This window comes from Polaromonas sp., from assembly GCF_043778355.1.
Classification (GTDB): Bacteria; Pseudomonadota; Gammaproteobacteria; order Burkholderiales; family Burkholderiaceae_C; genus Polaromonas.
Genome location: NZ_JAYWHI010000094.1, coordinates 1 through 13,283, shown reverse-complemented (window position 1 = coordinate 13,283; position 13,283 = coordinate 1). Strand labels below are relative to the sequence as shown.

Sequence of the window (13,283 nt, the reverse complement as noted above, 5' to 3'; positions counted from 1 at the left end):
CCACCGGCCGCGCCTGCAGGGCGCGGCTTTTTTTTGCCCGATGCGGATGCGGCATCCGACGAAAAAACAGGGCCAGGCATTTGACCGCCTGGCCCTGTTGTTCAGACCTGACGCGAACGCCAGATCAGGTCGCCGTGTGCTTTCGCTTAAGGACGGACGACGATGTCGTTGCGCACCGCACGGACGTTTTTGGTGTCGCGTGCAAGGGTTTCAGCCTGGGCTTTTTCCGTGGCGGACTTGGCGAAGCCGGACAGTTGCACCGTCCCGTTCAGGGTCTCCACATTCAATGCGGTGGCCGAAACGGTCTTGTCCGATGCGAATTTGGCTTTGACGGCGGTGGTGATAGCGGCGTCATCCACATAGGCACCGGCTGTCTGCTGACCACGCCCCACGGCGCAACCGGTGCTGATGATGGTGATGCCGGCGAGGGCGGCGAAAGCAATGGCGCGAGCGTATTTCATGGTGTTTTCCTTGAGGTTATAGATCTGTTTGGTGCGGTGAGTTGAAAAGCTGGCCGACTGACGGCACCACGCCAGTCGGTTTGCGAAGAGTGTCAATGAGGGCGGCGGTGGTGTTCGCGCCCGGTGTCACGCGATCCGAAAATAAGGGACTGCACCACACCCGTCAGTTGTGTCGACTTGAGCAGCGCAATCGCCACACCGGTCAGGGAAATCAGGCGCCAGGGCCGCAGCACCACCAGCGCAACGCCGGTTCCGGCTGCAATCCCGAGCAGTTTTAATGGCTGCTCTTTGGCAAAGGTTTGCATCATGGGTTTGGCGACATCCACAGCCAGGTGTGCAGGGTGCGAGCGCCACCAGGATTGGCCGACCTGCTTGATCAAATCCCAGGAACCGGACGAGGCGTCAATGCCGGTCTCGCTGATATCGGACGGGTCCACCCCATCGGTATCGGGGTGAGCCCCTTGATCGATGTCGGAGTCGTTGCGGTGCATGTCACGCACGATGGCCTGGCGGCTGGCTGCCAGGCGTTGCTGGGCGGTGAGGAGAGGCGTTGTCATACGGGTCTTTTCATGAAGCTGAACGCAAAGCCTGCGCATCGCGATCGACTTGCGCCCTGACTTCGGCAAAATGGTTCGACGTCAATGGCTTGCGGGTTTTCAGCCAGGCCACGAACATCAGGACCAACACCGCCGACGGAACCGCGACCAAGGCCCAGTGAAACGGGCTTGTCACCATCGCGAGCATCAGGGCCACGCCGGCCAGCACCAGGAACACGATGGCGCACACGGCAACCATCACCCAGGCCATGACCCGGCCCAGAAAATCAACACCCGCTTCAGAAGCTTCCTCTCGAATCAGCTCCGCATACCCCGCCAGATGGTCGATCAAGAGATTGGGCCGGCGGATCAGCGTAGAGATAAACGGGTGCAGCATGACGGATGGTTACAACGCGGTTGGGTTGACAGTGGGGCCGCAGATCAACGCGAATCGCGGCTGCGGGTGGAGGAGGCGACCAGCAAGGCGACCGCAGCGCCGACAGCGGCGGCAATCAACACGGCCTTGACGGGTTCGTTGGCCACATACCGTGTGGTCGCATCGGCATAACGGTGCATGGAGCGCTGCGCCCGGTCGCTGGCTTCTGCGGCCATGTCCATGCTCTGGCGGGCCAGTTTTTGGGCTTGGGTGGCGAGCTTGTCGACGATGGGGTCGATGCTGCCGCGCAACTGGCGGACCTTGCTTTCGGCCTTGTCCAGGGTCTCGTTGGCCAGGCTGCGGCTGCTTTCAACCGCATGTTCGGCACCGCTGATCATCTGATCGGACAGGTGGCGCGCACCGGTCAGCGCGTCGTGGGTGGACGGAATGTTGGAGCTTGGGGTTTTCATGTTGAGTTCCTTGAAGTAGTGAAAGACCGGATAAACAGCCCCGGAGAAGGCAAATGGGAAGGGGAAAAAGGGATGACGGCGAAGGCACCAGGGACCAACAGCAAGGGAAGCTGGCCAGTGCGCTGTCGCCCGTTGATGGGCTGGGTCAGTTTCTTTTCATCAGGCCAACCACGAAGCTGACGACGGCGAATATCGCGAAGATGAAGAACAGAATTTTGGCAATCTCGACCGCGCCAGCGGCGATACCGCCAAAGCCAAACACGGCGGCAATCAATGCAATCACCAGAAAGACAACGGAATAATGCAACATGTCGATCTCCTTGCAGGGCGGTGCCCATGGGTTGCGGCGCTCGCAATTGAAACACCTGCTGCAAGGTTAAAGCGGGCACCCAAACGCGTTCATCGGTAAGGGTCGGTTGGCCCTGTCGGGAAGCGCGATGACGCTGTGTAGGACGGTGCCGCCCCGCTTTTGGTGCGGTATGCGGCCTCGCGGCGACCGGGCAGGTATCCACCGCAGATGGCTTCACGGCGCATGACCGCCGCAAGAAGTTGTGCCGGCGTCGGGCTCAGGGGGCGAGCGCCACCTTGGGCAATACGGCAAAAATGCGCGTCCCCTGGCCGGGGCTGGACGCTACGGTCAGTCTGCCCCCCGCGGCTTCCACCCGGTGCCGCATGCCGGTCAGGCCGTGGCTGGTGCTGCCGACCTTCATGCTGTCGAAACCCTTGCCGTCGTCCTTGACCTCGACGGTAAGGTAACTGTCGAAGCTGTGCAGGCTGATCTCGGCGTGTTTGGCCTCGGCATACTTGGCCATGTTGGTCAGAGACTCCTGCACGAGGCGATAGACCGTGAGTTGCGCCGACCCGCCGATCTCCACCATTTCGAGGTCGGTGGTGATGTCCAGCCCGGACCGGTCCTCAAATTCGCGCGCCAGGATTTCCAGCGAGGCAACCAGGCCCAGATGCGACAGCGACGAGGGCCGCAAGTCCTCGACGATGCGGCGTTTGAGCGCGATGCCGCTGTTGAGCGTTTCAATCAGGTGCTGGATCCGCTCGGCGGCTTCTGGCGTGATGACCCCCAGCCTTGACTTGATGCGCGCCACGTCAAGTTTGGCGGCCGTCAGCAAGGCGCCCAGCTCGTCGTGCAACTCCCGCGCCAGGTGGCCACGCTCGTCTTCGCGCACTTGCTGCAGGTGGGTGGCCAGCTCAGCCAGCGTGGCGGTGCGGTCGCGCACCTCTTTGTCGAGCTGGTCGCGTTCGCGCTGCAGGGACTCCTGCTCGCGTCTGCCGGAGTTCAGCAGCGCCTGGGTCTGGCGCAGATACATGTAAAACGCCAGCAAACCAGCCAACGCCATCAATGCAATGCCCAGCCGCGATAGCTGCAACGAGCGGGTAATCTGGATTTGTGCCGCCTGCATTTTCGAATTGCTTGACTGAATCAGTTTGCCGATCTGGCTGCGGATGGCGTTCATCTGCGCCATGCCGACATCAGTGGTCAGCACAAACTTCCAGGCTTCCTCGTTGCCCTGCTTGCGCATGCGCACGCTCAGGTCCATCTCTGCGAGCTTGCGCGAGACGTTGTGTGACAACATGCCAAACTGGGCCAGCTCCGCAGGGTACGGCGCGTAGAGTCGGCGCAAGGTGTCTGAGGTCTGGATGATGTCAGTGGATGCCGCGTCGTAAGGCTCCAGATATTTGGGATCCCCCGTGAGCAGGTAACCCCGTTGCCCGGTTTCGGCGTCCAGCATGTGTTGCAACAACTTGGTGACGGAACCACGGGTTTCCTGCGCCTCCTCAATGCTGGTGGCCGCCTGGGTGGACAGGCGAAAACCGGCTTCGTTGATGGCGATCAAAATAGCCGCCGCAAGCACTGCCAAAGGCAGGCTGATCGCCATTCTGGGGATTGCAAACCATCTCATCGTGATCTCCGGTCCGTATTTCAGTCGAAAATTCGTGAATAATCGCTTGTGGGGCAAAAAAGCCGTCGCAATTGCGCGACGCTGTGTGGAAGCATTGTGCCGCGTTGAAACGCCGGCCTAAAAAAGGAAAAGAAATGATCAAAATCGGAATTGTTGACGACCATGCCATCGTGCGTTCGGGGCTGAAACAGTTCTTTTCCGACCAGGTTGATTTGCGGGTGGTCGGCGAAGCAGCCAGTGGCCGTGAAGCGATTGACCTGGTGCGCAACGTCGAGCTCGACATTCTGGTGATGGACCTGTCCATGCCCGGCCAAAGTGGCATCGACGCGCTGGCCATGATCCGCGCCAAGGCCCCCGATGTGGGCATCCTGATTCTCAGTGGCTATCCGGAAGAGCATTACGCGGTGAACCTGATCCGTCAGGGGGCCAGCGGCTACCTGAACAAGGAATGCGATCCGATGGAGATCGTCAACGCGATTCGCGTGATCTCGCTGGGCAAGCGTTACATCACGCCGGCCGTGGCCGAGTTGCTCGCGCAACAGCTCAATCGCAAAAATGACGCGACACCCCATGAGCAACTTTCTGAGCGTGAATTTCAGGTTTTCCTGAAACTGGCCAAGGGTGAAACGGCTGGTGACATTGCCAAGGCCCTGTCGCTGAGTGTGAAAACGGTCAGTACCTACCGGACCCGCGTGATGGAAAAAATGAGTCTTGCGTCCAACAGCGACCTGACCTACTACGCGCTGAAGAACAAGCTGATTGATTGATTAAGCGCCGGCGCCAGCCGGTGATTGCGCCAGGCAGTAATCCACCAGCGCATCAATTTCGTTGGATTTGTCAAACACGGCGTCGACACCCAATTGCGCGCAACGCTTGCGGATGTCTGCCGTCGCGTAATTGCTCAAAACAATGACTTTTTGATGTGACCCCCGGTTGCGGCAAGCCTCCAGGACGCCCAGGCCACTGCCCTGTTTCAGGAAAAGGTCAACAATCGCGAGGTCCCATGCCTGGTCGGGTCGCCTGAGCCAATCCTTGGCCTCGTTCTCGGTTTCCGCCGTGCCTACGACATGGATGCCGACAAGTTCTTCCAGTGTGGCTATGAGGTTGTCGCGGATCGTCGCGTTGTCTTCGACGATATAAGTTTTGAGTCCCACTGATCTTCAATCTGTCTGTTGAGTAGATATGTTAACTAATGTTTCCATGCCTGCTAGCAGATTTTGACAGGGCCACGGCAGCTCAGCTGTAGGATGTTGACTACAGTCGTGCCTGTAGTCAAACGCTGACAGTGGTTCATGGCTGCAGCCGATGGTCGCCGGACGTTGCCCGGCCCACACTTGCCTCACCAATGACTGTCCCCTGGCAGATCCATTGCAGGCGAACCGGCTTTCCGGTGCCGGTTTCAAGAGCCTGGTCACGATTCATAGGGCCCCTGTGGACCGTGTGCAGGCTTTCAGCAACCTCACCCAAGAATCGCATGAACCTCCTATGAGCAAGCCTAACTCTGTCGCACCCCGGCTTCACCAAGCCTTGTGGGTGAGGATTGCGGCGGGGGGCGCGGTGGTGCTGCTGGCGCTGATACTCCTGGTGGTGTTTTTCCCGTGGGACTGGCTGCGCGGTCCCCTGAACCGGTACGTCAGCGAGCAAAGCGGGCGAAAGTTTGAAATTACCCGCAAGCTGGACGTCAAGCTGGGCCGGACAACCCGTGTTTTTGCCGATGGTATCGAGTTCGCCAACCCGGACTGGGCGCGCGACCCCTACCTCGTCAAGGCCGAGTCGGCCGAGATCGAGATCAAATTCTGGCCGCTGCTTCGGGGCCGGGTGGAGCTGCCGCTGATCAAGCTGCAGCAGCCGGTGTTCGGGCTGCAAATCCAGCCGGACGGCCGGCGTACCTGGGCCCTGGGCAAGGATACGGCCGACACGGGCACGGTGCCAGTGATTGACGCCCTGGTGGTCGACCAGGGAAAGCTTAACTACCTGGCAGAGGCCCAGGGGGCCGACATCCGGACCGAATTTGCGATTGCCGGTGCCGACCCCCTCTCGACGGCTGCTGCCGGCCAGGGCGAGATGCCGCTGAGCTACAAGGCGCGTGGCACCTGGAGAAAAGAGGCCTTTGCCGCCGAGGGTCGGACCGGCAACGTGCTGCAGCTGAGCGAAACCAAGGCCAACCCTTTCCCGGTCGAGGTCAAGGCGTCGGCCGGCCGCACCAGCCTGCAGGCCAGGGGCAGCATTGGCAACCTGGGCGCACTCGATGGCCTCGATGCCAGTTTTGACCTGAAGGGCCAGACGCTGGCGGACCTTTACAAGGTGCTGGGGGTGGTGCTACCGGATACCCGGCCTTATACGCTGCGGGGCCGCCTGTCCAAGCAGGGTGCGGTATGGAAAGTCGCCGCGATCCAGGGGCGGCTGGGCCAGTCGGATATTGCCGGCAATCTGGCCTATGACAAGTCGGGCCCGCTGGCGCTGCTTTCGGGCAGGGTCGAGTCCCGGTCGCTTGATTTCGTGGACCTGGGCCCGCTGGTGGGTGTGCCCACCGACGCCTCGGGCAAGACCACCAAAACCGTCACCAAGAGTGCAAGCTCTTCGGCACCCAAACAGGTGCAGGTGGCCGGCAAGGTTCTGCCCACTGCCGAACTGGATTTTGAGCGCCTGAAAGCCATGAATGCCGACGTCTGGTTCAAGGCTGCCGAGGTCAAAAATGCCAAGGGCCTGCCGCTGGAGCGGATTGACACCCACATCAAGCTCAATGACGGGGTGCTGCAGCTGGATCCGCTGGACCTGGGCGTGGCGGGCGGCAAGCTGGTGGGCCTGATTCGCATCGACGCGCATGCCAAGCCAGTGAAAGTGCAAGCCCGGCTGGACGCGCGCACGCTTCAGCTGGCCCGGCTTTTCCCCCGGATTGAAGCCACCAAGGGCAGCCTGGGTCGGTTGAATGGCCGCATTGATCTGGCGGGCAACGGCAATTCGATTTCAAAGGTGCTGGGCTCGTCGTCCGGAACCATGGCCTTGCTGATGGGCAAGGGCGAAATCAGCGCCGTGCTCATGGAGTTTATGGGCCTGGACGGTGGCGAGATCATCCAGTTCTTCATGGCTGGGGACAAAAACATCACCCTGCGATGCGCTGCAGCGGCTTTTGATGTGAAGCAGGGCCTGATGAGCAGCCGCGCGATTTTGCTGGACACGGCAGACACCGTGATCAATGGCAATGGCCAGATGAGCCTGGCCGATGAAACCCTGAACCTGGTGCTTTATCCCGAGCCCAAGGACAAAAGTATTCTGAGCCTTCGTTCCCCGCTCAGGGTGACGGGCACGTTTGCGCGCCCCTCTGCCACCCCCGACAAGGCGGCACTGGTCAAGCGTGGTGGTTTTGCCCTGCTGCTGGGCGCCCTCAATCCGCTGCTGGCCCTGGCGGCCACGGTGGAAACCGGGCCCGGCAAGGATGCTGATTGCGAAGGTGTGCTGGCTACCGCCAGCCCGGTCAAGCCGCCAGAAAAACCGGCAGCAGCCACGCCCATGCCCGGCAAGAAATAGCTTGAGTGGAGATCAGTGCGGCCGCTGCCCGCAGACCGGGCATCCGGGATGGCGCGCGATGCGCACCTCGCCCCATTCCATGCTGCGGCCGTCAAGCATCATCAGGCGTCCGGTCAGCGGCCGGCCAATGCCGCAGAGCAGTTTGAGCGCTTCTGCGGCCTGCATCGTCCCAACCATGCCCACCAGCGGCGCAAACACGCCCATGGTCGCGCAGTTGGCTTCTTCCACGGTTTCCGAGGGCGGAAACACGCAGGCATAACAGGGCGAGCTTGCCTGCCGGGGGTCGTAGACCGACACCTGGCCGTCAAAACGGATGGCGGCGCCCGAGACCAGTGGCTTGCCGTGCCTCACGCAGGCGCGGTTGATGGCCTGGCGCGTGGCAAAGTTGTCGCAGCAGTCCAGCACCACGTCCACCTGGGGCAGCAGCGTGTCAAGCAAGGCCTCGTCGGCGCGAACGCTGAGCGGCGTGACCTGAACGTCGGGGTTGATGTCGGCAATCGCCTGGCGCACGGATTCGGCCTTGAACTGGCCGACGCGTGACAAGGTGTGGGCAATTTGCCGCTGCAGATTGGTGGTGTCGACACGGTCGTTGTCCACCACGGTGATGCGGCCGACGCCGGCACTGCCCAGGTACAGCGCGACCGGGGAGCCGAGTCCACCCGCACCAATGATCAAGGCGTGCGAGGACAACAATGTGTTTTGTCCCTCGACCCCGACTTCATCGAGCAGGATGTGTCGGGAGTAGCGCAGCAGCTGGCTATCGTTCATGGCGCGGGCTGAGCCGGTTCTGTGCGCGAGGCATCAGGGGGCAGGCCGGCCACCGGCCTGCGGGTCTGCCGCGGTCCGAGCCGGCTGGCAGCTCAGTTTTCCTTTTTCTCTTCCTTGCGCTCGACGATGGTCTTGCTGACCAGCACGGGGCGACCCTTGAGCTGGTTCAGTGCCTGTGTGAGCTGGAAGTCCTTGTCGCTGCCGAACTCGGGTGGGCGGCGCTGCTCGGGGCTCTTTTTGGACTCTTCTTCCAGGCGCTTGAGCGCTTCCTCGCGGGCTTTTTCACGGCCCGGGTCCTTCGCGTCGGCGCCCTGGCCGCTGGCCAGGTGTTTTTCAAGGTCGGCTTCACGGGTGCGCAGGGCTGCAAACGGGCTGCCTTCGGCGGTGTCGTCAATCATCACATCTGGAACGATGCCTTTGGCCTGGATCGACTTGCCGCTGGGCGTGAAATAACGCGCGGTGGTGAGCTTCAGGCCGGTATCGGGGCCGAGCGGACGCACTGTCTGCACCGAACCCTTGCCAAAGGTCTGGTTGCCCATGATGGTGGCGCGTTTGTAATCCTGCAGCGCGCCGGCGACGATTTCGCTGGCCGATGCCGAGCCTTCATTAACCAGCACCACCAGCGGCACGGTCTTGATGGCCGCGGGCAAGCGTTTGAGCGGATCGGCGGCATTGCGGCGCTGGTAGAACTCAGGTGCAGCCTTGTAGGTGAACTTGCTTTCGGGCAACTGGCCGTTGGTGGACACCACCGTGACGTTTTCCGGCAGGAAGGCGGCCGACACCGCGACGGCGGCGTCCAGCAGGCCGCCCGGGTCGTTGCGCAGATCCAGCACCAGCCCTTTGAGGTTGGGTTCCTGCTTGTAGATCTGCTCCAGTTTGGTGACGAAATCTTCGACCGTGCGTTCCTGGAACTGGCTCAGGCGAATCCAGGCGTAACCGGGCTCCATCACCTTGCTGCGTACCGACTGCGTGCGGATTTCTTCCCGCGTGATGGTCACCGGGAAGGTGCGATTTTCGTCCTTGCGGAAGATCATCAGCATGACTTTGGTGCGCGGTTCGCCACGCATTTTTTTGACGGCCTCATTGAGGCTCAGGCCCTTGACCGCCGTGTCGTCAATTTTGGTGATCAGGTCGTTGGGCTTGAGGCCGGCGCGGTCGGCCGGTGAGCCTTCAATCGGCGACACCACCTTGACCAGGCCGTCTTCCTGTGAAATTTCGATGCCGACCCCAACAAAGCGGCCGCTGGTGCCTTCGCGGAATTCCTTGAAGGATTTTTTATCGAAATAGACCGAATGCGGGTCCAGGCTGGCGACCATGCCGGAGATGGCGTCGGAGATCAGTTTTTTCTCGTCGACCGGCTCGACATAGTCGGTTTTGACCATGCCAAACACGGCGGCCAGTTGTTGCAGTTCTTCCAGGGGGAGGGGGCTCAGTCCGCCGCGTGCAACGGCCTGCAGTTGCACGGTGGTCAGTGCGCCAGCCACTGCGCCTATGGAGATCCAGCCTGCTATCTTGAGTTTCTGACCCATAAATACCCTCGTTTGCCTGAATTAAAGGCAGTTGCCACAGAATTTGAACCAATATACACCTTGGAGAAAGGCCCCGGCTGGCAGTTCCCGCGCGGCGGGCTCCGGAGGCCGGCAATGTGTCAAATACTGCCCGGCTTTACCCGCGCTTCACACAACGGCCGCTCAGGACTTGCCCTGGGCCGCAACCGCCGCTGCGGCTTTGGCAATGGCTTCGCTGTCGCCCAGGTAAAAGTGGCGCAGCGGCTTCAGATCTGCGTCGAGCTCGTACACCAGCGGAATCCCATTGGGGATGTTCAGGCCGACGATGTCCTGGTCGGAAATGTTGTCGAGGTACTTGACCAGCGCGCGGATGGAGTTGCCGTGGGCCACAACCACAATCCGTTTGCCGGCGCGGATGGCGGGCGCCATGGCCTCGGTCCAGAACGGGAGCACGCGGGCCACCGTGTCTTTCAGGCATTCGGTCAGGGGCGCCTCGCCCGGCTTCAACTTGGCGTAACGCGGGTCCTTGCCCTCCCAGCGCTCATCGCTGGCAGTCAGCGCCGGCGGCGGGGTGTCGTAGCTGCGGCGCCAGACCAGCACCTGCGCGTCGCCGTATTTCCTGGCCGTCTCCGCTTTGTTCAGGCCCTGCAGCGCGCCGTAATGCCGCTCGTTGAGGCGCCAGTTGTGCACCACCGGCAGCCAGGTGCGGTCCATTTCGTCAAGCGTGTGCCAGAGCGTGCGGGTCGCGCGTTTGAGCATGCTGGTGTAGGCAATGTCAAAGTCGTAACCCTCGCTTTTGAGCAGCTTGCCGGCGGCGATGGCTTGCGTGATGCCGGTGGCTGTGAGGTCCACATCGGCCCAGCCGGTGAAGCGGTTTTCAAGGTTCCAGGTGGATTCGCCGTGGCGGATGAGCACAAGTTTGTACATGGGTGATGCCGTTGAGAAAGGTGTGTGGGGCAGGTAAAAGCTGAGGCTGGAACTGTGGAAAACCAGAGCCGCGGCAAGGCGCACGCAGACCGGTTGACCCCTGCATTCTAAAATCACTGATTAACTGCAAAACCCTGAAGGACTCAAAGTGAAATTTTTCATCGATAACTGGATGCTGATCAGCATTGCGCTGGCATCCGGCGGCATGCTGGTGTGGCCCCTGATTTCCAGTGGCATGGCGGCTGGCTCACTCAGCGCCAGCGGGGCGGTGCAGCTGATCAACCGGGAAAAGGCCGTGGTCGTCGATGTCAGCGAAGTCGAGGAGTTTGCCGCTGGCCACGTGGTCGGCGCCAAAAACATCCCGCTGGGCCAGTTGGAGGAAAAACTGCCCAGCGCTGTGAAAAACAAGGACTTGCCGCTGATTCTGGTGTGCCCCAGCGGTGCGCGCGCCAACCGCGCGCTGGCCATGGCCAAAAAACTCGGCTACCAGCAGGCTCAATGCCTGGCCGGTGGGCTGAAATCCTGGAAAGAGGCTAACCTGCCTCTTGAAAAGGCCTGACTCGCGGGCTGAGCCCTTGAACCCGACCCGGAGAGATTGATCGATGCAAACCGTCAAGATGTACCTGACTGCCAGCTGTCCCTATTGCACACATGCCAAACAGCTGCTCAAGCAGCGTGGTGTCACCGCCATCGAGGAAATCCGCGTGGACATGCAGCCGGCCGAGCGCCAGAAAATGATGGAAATCACTGGCCGCCGCACCGTGCCACAGATTTTTATCGGCGACACCCATGTCGGCGGCTGCGACGACCTGGTGGCGCTGGACGGCCAGGGCGGCTTGTTGCCGCTGCTCAACAGCTGAGCCCTGAGATAATGCGCCGTGCCTGCTGCCCGCGCAGCAGGCTTTATTTTTTCAAAAGCAATCCGAAAGATTCACCATGGCCGAAGCCAATCTTGATCCCGTCTTCCAGATCCAGCGCGTTTACCTTAAGGACATCTCGCTGGAGCAGCCCAATTCGCCGGAAATCCTGCTCAACCAGGAGCAACCTGCCGTCGACATCCAGCTCGGCGTGGACGCCTTGCCGATCACCGACGGCCTCTACGAAGTCAGCGTGACCGCCACCGTGCACACCAAGATCGAAGACAAAACCGTGTTTCTGGTCGAGGCCAAGCAGGCCGGTATTTTTGAAATCCGCAACATGCCGGCCGAGCAGCTCAATGCGGTGCTGGGCATCGCCTGCCCGCAGATCGTTTATCCCTACTTGCGCGGCAATGTGGCCGACGTGATCCAGCGCGGCGGTTTCCCGCCGGTCAACCTGGCGGAGATCAACTTCCAGGCCATGTTCGAGCAGCAGCAGGCCGCCGCCGCGTCGGCCGCCCAGGAAACGCCGCAAATCATCGTCTGAGTCCGGCTTTCCGCCGTTCCTGCCCGCCATGAAAATTGCCGTTCTCGGCGCCGGTGCCTGGGGTACGGCCCTGGCCATCAGCGCCGCCCGCGCGGCATCTTCCCGTTCTGCTGCCCCGCGCCACCAGGTCAGCCTGTGGGCGCGTGATGCGGCGCAACTGGCCGAGATGCAGGCGCTGCGGGTCAATGCCCGCTACCTGCCGGGCATGGTGTTGCCGCCCTCCTTGCAGTTGACCGGCGGCGCTGACGACTCTTTTCATGCGGTGCTGGCCAGCCAGGACCTGATCGTCATCGCCACCCCGATTGCCGGGCTGCGCGGCATGTTGCAGCGACTGCAGCACCTCAGCGTTCCCGTGGCCTGGCTGTGCAAGGGTTTTGAAGCACCGCTTGCAGAGACCTCCCCGGATTCCAAGCCTTTTGGGCTTCTAGCCCATGAAATACGGGCGCAAGCAGCTATCCATTTGAGAGCGGGTGCGCTCAGTGGTCCGAGTTTTGCGCAGGAGGTTGCACGCGGTCAGCCGACCGCGCTGGTGGCCGCCAGCGGGCATGCCGACGTGCGCGACGCGCTGGTCGAGGCTTTCCACGGCCCCACGCTGCGCGTTTACGCCAACGACGACATCGTCGGCGTCGAGGTCGGCGGCGCGGTCAAGAATGTGCTGGCGATCGCCACCGGACTGTGTGACGGCTTGAACCTGGGGCTCAACGCCCGCGCCGCGCTGATCACGCGCGGCCTGACCGAAATGACGCGACTGGGCCTGGCACTCGGGGCGCGCGCAGAGACCTTCACCGGCCTGTCGGGCCTGGGGGACCTGGTGCTGACAGCCACCGGCGACCTCAGCCGCAACCGCAAGGTGGGTCTGCTGCTGGCGCAAGGCCAGTCGCTGGCGCAGGCGGTGCAGTCGCTGGGCCATGTGGCCGAAGGGGTGTACTGCGCCCGCACCGTGGTGCAGCGCGCCCAGGGGCTGGGTGTGGAGATGCCAATCTCTGAAGCCGTCGTGGCGCTGCTCGACGGGCAGATTCAGCCGGCCGAGGCGGTTGCGGCGTTGATGGGGCGGGATCCGGCGGCTGAATTGCGGTAGTGTCTTGTCTCAGCTTGCCCTGGTTTGGTCGGACTTGTAGTATTTTGTGGCTCCAGCCCTTATGCGGTGGGCGCAGGCAGCTATCGAATTTATAGCTGGGGCTTCCTTGAACTTGTCATCCCGGACCCCGGATCAAGTCCGGGGCAGGCCCGATCCGGGAACCATATGCGCTGACTACTTCGGCTCTTCGTCTGTTTGTAGTTCGCCATCAAGCCGGGGGTTGCCCGGCGGCAACTCACTTTCTTTTTGCGTCGCCAAAAAGAAAGTAAGCAAAGAAAAAAGCGACCCGATGGTCTGGGTCCTTCCGCTTC

Annotated in this window: 16 protein-coding genes; 6 read left to right on the top strand and 10 right to left on the bottom strand. The window is 61.7% G+C overall.

What is annotated here, in order from left to right:
* Positions 1-146 precede the first annotated feature (146 nt).
* The 6 genes from ACH2CW_RS13345 to ACH2CW_RS13320 form a co-directional block, all read right to left on the bottom strand.
* Positions 147-461 (bottom strand): BON domain-containing protein, encoded by a 315-nt coding sequence (locus ACH2CW_RS13345; RefSeq protein WP_395058912.1) that lies wholly within the window; start codon positions 459-461, stop codon positions 147-149.
* Positions 462-553: 92 nt separating this feature from the next.
* The gene (locus ACH2CW_RS13340; protein ID WP_395058910.1) at positions 554-1,018 is read right to left on the bottom strand and encodes a hypothetical protein; all 465 of its coding nucleotides are present in this window, start codon (positions 1,016-1,018) and stop codon (positions 554-556) included.
* Positions 1,019-1,028: 10 nt separating this feature from the next.
* Positions 1,029-1,349 (bottom strand): hypothetical protein, encoded by a 321-nt coding sequence (locus tag ACH2CW_RS13335; protein WP_395058908.1) that lies wholly within the window; start codon positions 1,347-1,349, stop codon positions 1,029-1,031.
* Positions 1,350-1,438: 89 nt separating this feature from the next.
* Positions 1,439-1,843 (bottom strand): hypothetical protein, encoded by a 405-nt coding sequence (locus ACH2CW_RS13330; RefSeq protein WP_395058906.1) that lies wholly within the window; start codon positions 1,841-1,843, stop codon positions 1,439-1,441.
* 145 nt (positions 1,844-1,988) lie between these two features.
* Entirely contained in the window at positions 1,989-2,153 is a 165-nt protein-coding gene (locus tag ACH2CW_RS13325) for a DUF1328 domain-containing protein (protein WP_305560626.1), read from the bottom strand.
* A gap of 256 nt (positions 2,154-2,409) precedes the next feature.
* Complete coding sequence (locus ACH2CW_RS13320; protein ID WP_395058902.1) at positions 2,410-3,759, bottom strand: CHASE3 domain-containing protein; 1,350 nt, start codon at positions 3,757-3,759, stop codon at positions 2,410-2,412.
* Positions 3,760-3,893: 134 nt separating this feature from the next.
* Here ACH2CW_RS13320 and ACH2CW_RS13315 point away from each other — a divergent pair, with 134 nt between their 5' ends.
* The gene (locus tag ACH2CW_RS13315) at positions 3,894-4,526 is read left to right on the top strand and encodes a response regulator transcription factor (protein ID WP_077593954.1); all 633 of its coding nucleotides are present in this window, start codon (positions 3,894-3,896) and stop codon (positions 4,524-4,526) included.
* On the opposite strand, the gene ACH2CW_RS13310 is transcribed toward ACH2CW_RS13315, so the two are convergent.
* On the bottom strand, positions 4,527-4,913 hold the full coding sequence (locus ACH2CW_RS13310) for a response regulator transcription factor (RefSeq protein WP_395058900.1): 387 nt from the start codon (positions 4,911-4,913) through the stop codon (positions 4,527-4,529).
* Between the two features lie 331 nt (positions 4,914-5,244).
* Between ACH2CW_RS13310 and ACH2CW_RS13305 the strand changes: the two genes are divergently transcribed.
* Entirely contained in the window at positions 5,245-7,287 is a 2,043-nt protein-coding gene (locus ACH2CW_RS13305) for an AsmA family protein (RefSeq protein ID WP_395058898.1), read from the top strand.
* A 12-nt stretch (positions 7,288-7,299) separates the two neighbouring features.
* On the opposite strand, the gene ACH2CW_RS13300 is transcribed toward ACH2CW_RS13305, so the two are convergent.
* From ACH2CW_RS13300 to gpmA, 3 genes are all read right to left on the bottom strand, one after another.
* On the bottom strand, positions 7,300-8,055 hold the full coding sequence (locus ACH2CW_RS13300; protein WP_395058896.1) for a HesA/MoeB/ThiF family protein: 756 nt from the start codon (positions 8,053-8,055) through the stop codon (positions 7,300-7,302).
* Between the two features lie 92 nt (positions 8,056-8,147).
* Positions 8,148-9,584 (bottom strand): S41 family peptidase, encoded by a 1,437-nt coding sequence (locus ACH2CW_RS13295; protein ID WP_395058894.1) that lies wholly within the window; start codon positions 9,582-9,584, stop codon positions 8,148-8,150.
* Positions 9,585-9,746: 162 nt separating this feature from the next.
* Positions 9,747-10,490, bottom strand: a complete 744-nt coding sequence (gene gpmA / locus ACH2CW_RS13290) for a 2,3-diphosphoglycerate-dependent phosphoglycerate mutase (protein WP_395058892.1) — start codon at positions 10,488-10,490, stop codon at positions 9,747-9,749.
* Between the two features lie 148 nt (positions 10,491-10,638).
* On the opposite strand from gpmA, the gene ACH2CW_RS13285 reads away from it, so the two are divergent.
* The 4 genes from ACH2CW_RS13285 to ACH2CW_RS13270 all read left to right on the top strand — a co-directional run bounded on the left by ACH2CW_RS13285 (position 10,639) and on the right by ACH2CW_RS13270 (position 12,972).
* Positions 10,639-11,049: a rhodanese-like domain-containing protein gene (locus ACH2CW_RS13285; protein WP_395058890.1), complete on the top strand. Its 411-nt coding sequence runs from the start codon at positions 10,639-10,641 to the stop codon at positions 11,047-11,049.
* 43 nt (positions 11,050-11,092) lie between these two features.
* Entirely contained in the window at positions 11,093-11,350 is a 258-nt protein-coding gene (grxC, locus tag ACH2CW_RS13280) for a glutaredoxin 3 (RefSeq protein ID WP_395058888.1), read from the top strand.
* Positions 11,351-11,426: 76 nt separating this feature from the next.
* A complete protein-coding gene (gene secB / locus ACH2CW_RS13275) occupies positions 11,427-11,894 on the top strand; it encodes a protein-export chaperone SecB (RefSeq protein ID WP_395058886.1) in 468 nt (155 codons plus the stop codon).
* 28 nt (positions 11,895-11,922) lie between these two features.
* Positions 11,923-12,972 (top strand): NAD(P)H-dependent glycerol-3-phosphate dehydrogenase, encoded by a 1,050-nt coding sequence (locus ACH2CW_RS13270; protein ID WP_395058884.1) that lies wholly within the window; start codon positions 11,923-11,925, stop codon positions 12,970-12,972.
* Positions 12,973-13,283 lie beyond the last annotated feature (311 nt).

Coding starts and splice junctions, on each gene's coding strand:
- ACH2CW_RS13345 (WP_395058912.1), bottom strand. CDS start 461: ATGAAATACGCTCGCGCCATTGCTTTCGCCGCCCTCGCCGGCATCACC.
- ACH2CW_RS13340 (WP_395058910.1), bottom strand. CDS start 1,018: ATGACAACGCCTCTCCTCACCGCCCAGCAACGCCTGGCAGCCAGCCGC.
- ACH2CW_RS13330 (WP_395058906.1), bottom strand. CDS start 1,843: ATGAAAACCCCAAGCTCCAACATTCCGTCCACCCACGACGCGCTGACC.
- ACH2CW_RS13325 (WP_305560626.1), bottom strand. CDS start 2,153: ATGTTGCATTATTCCGTTGTCTTTCTGGTGATTGCATTGATTGCCGCC.
- ACH2CW_RS13320 (WP_395058902.1), bottom strand. CDS start 3,759: ATGAGATGGTTTGCAATCCCCAGAATGGCGATCAGCCTGCCTTTGGCA.
- ACH2CW_RS13315 (WP_077593954.1), top strand. CDS start 3,894: ATGATCAAAATCGGAATTGTTGACGACCATGCCATCGTGCGTTCGGGG.
- ACH2CW_RS13305 (WP_395058898.1), top strand. CDS start 5,245: ATGAGCAAGCCTAACTCTGTCGCACCCCGGCTTCACCAAGCCTTGTGG.
- ACH2CW_RS13300 (WP_395058896.1), bottom strand. CDS start 8,055: ATGAACGATAGCCAGCTGCTGCGCTACTCCCGACACATCCTGCTCGAT.
- ACH2CW_RS13295 (WP_395058894.1), bottom strand. CDS start 9,584: ATGGGTCAGAAACTCAAGATAGCAGGCTGGATCTCCATAGGCGCAGTG.
- gpmA (WP_395058892.1), bottom strand. CDS start 10,490: ATGTACAAACTTGTGCTCATCCGCCACGGCGAATCCACCTGGAACCTT.
- grxC (WP_395058888.1), top strand. CDS start 11,093: ATGCAAACCGTCAAGATGTACCTGACTGCCAGCTGTCCCTATTGCACA.
- secB (WP_395058886.1), top strand. CDS start 11,427: ATGGCCGAAGCCAATCTTGATCCCGTCTTCCAGATCCAGCGCGTTTAC.
- ACH2CW_RS13270 (WP_395058884.1), top strand. CDS start 11,923: ATGAAAATTGCCGTTCTCGGCGCCGGTGCCTGGGGTACGGCCCTGGCC.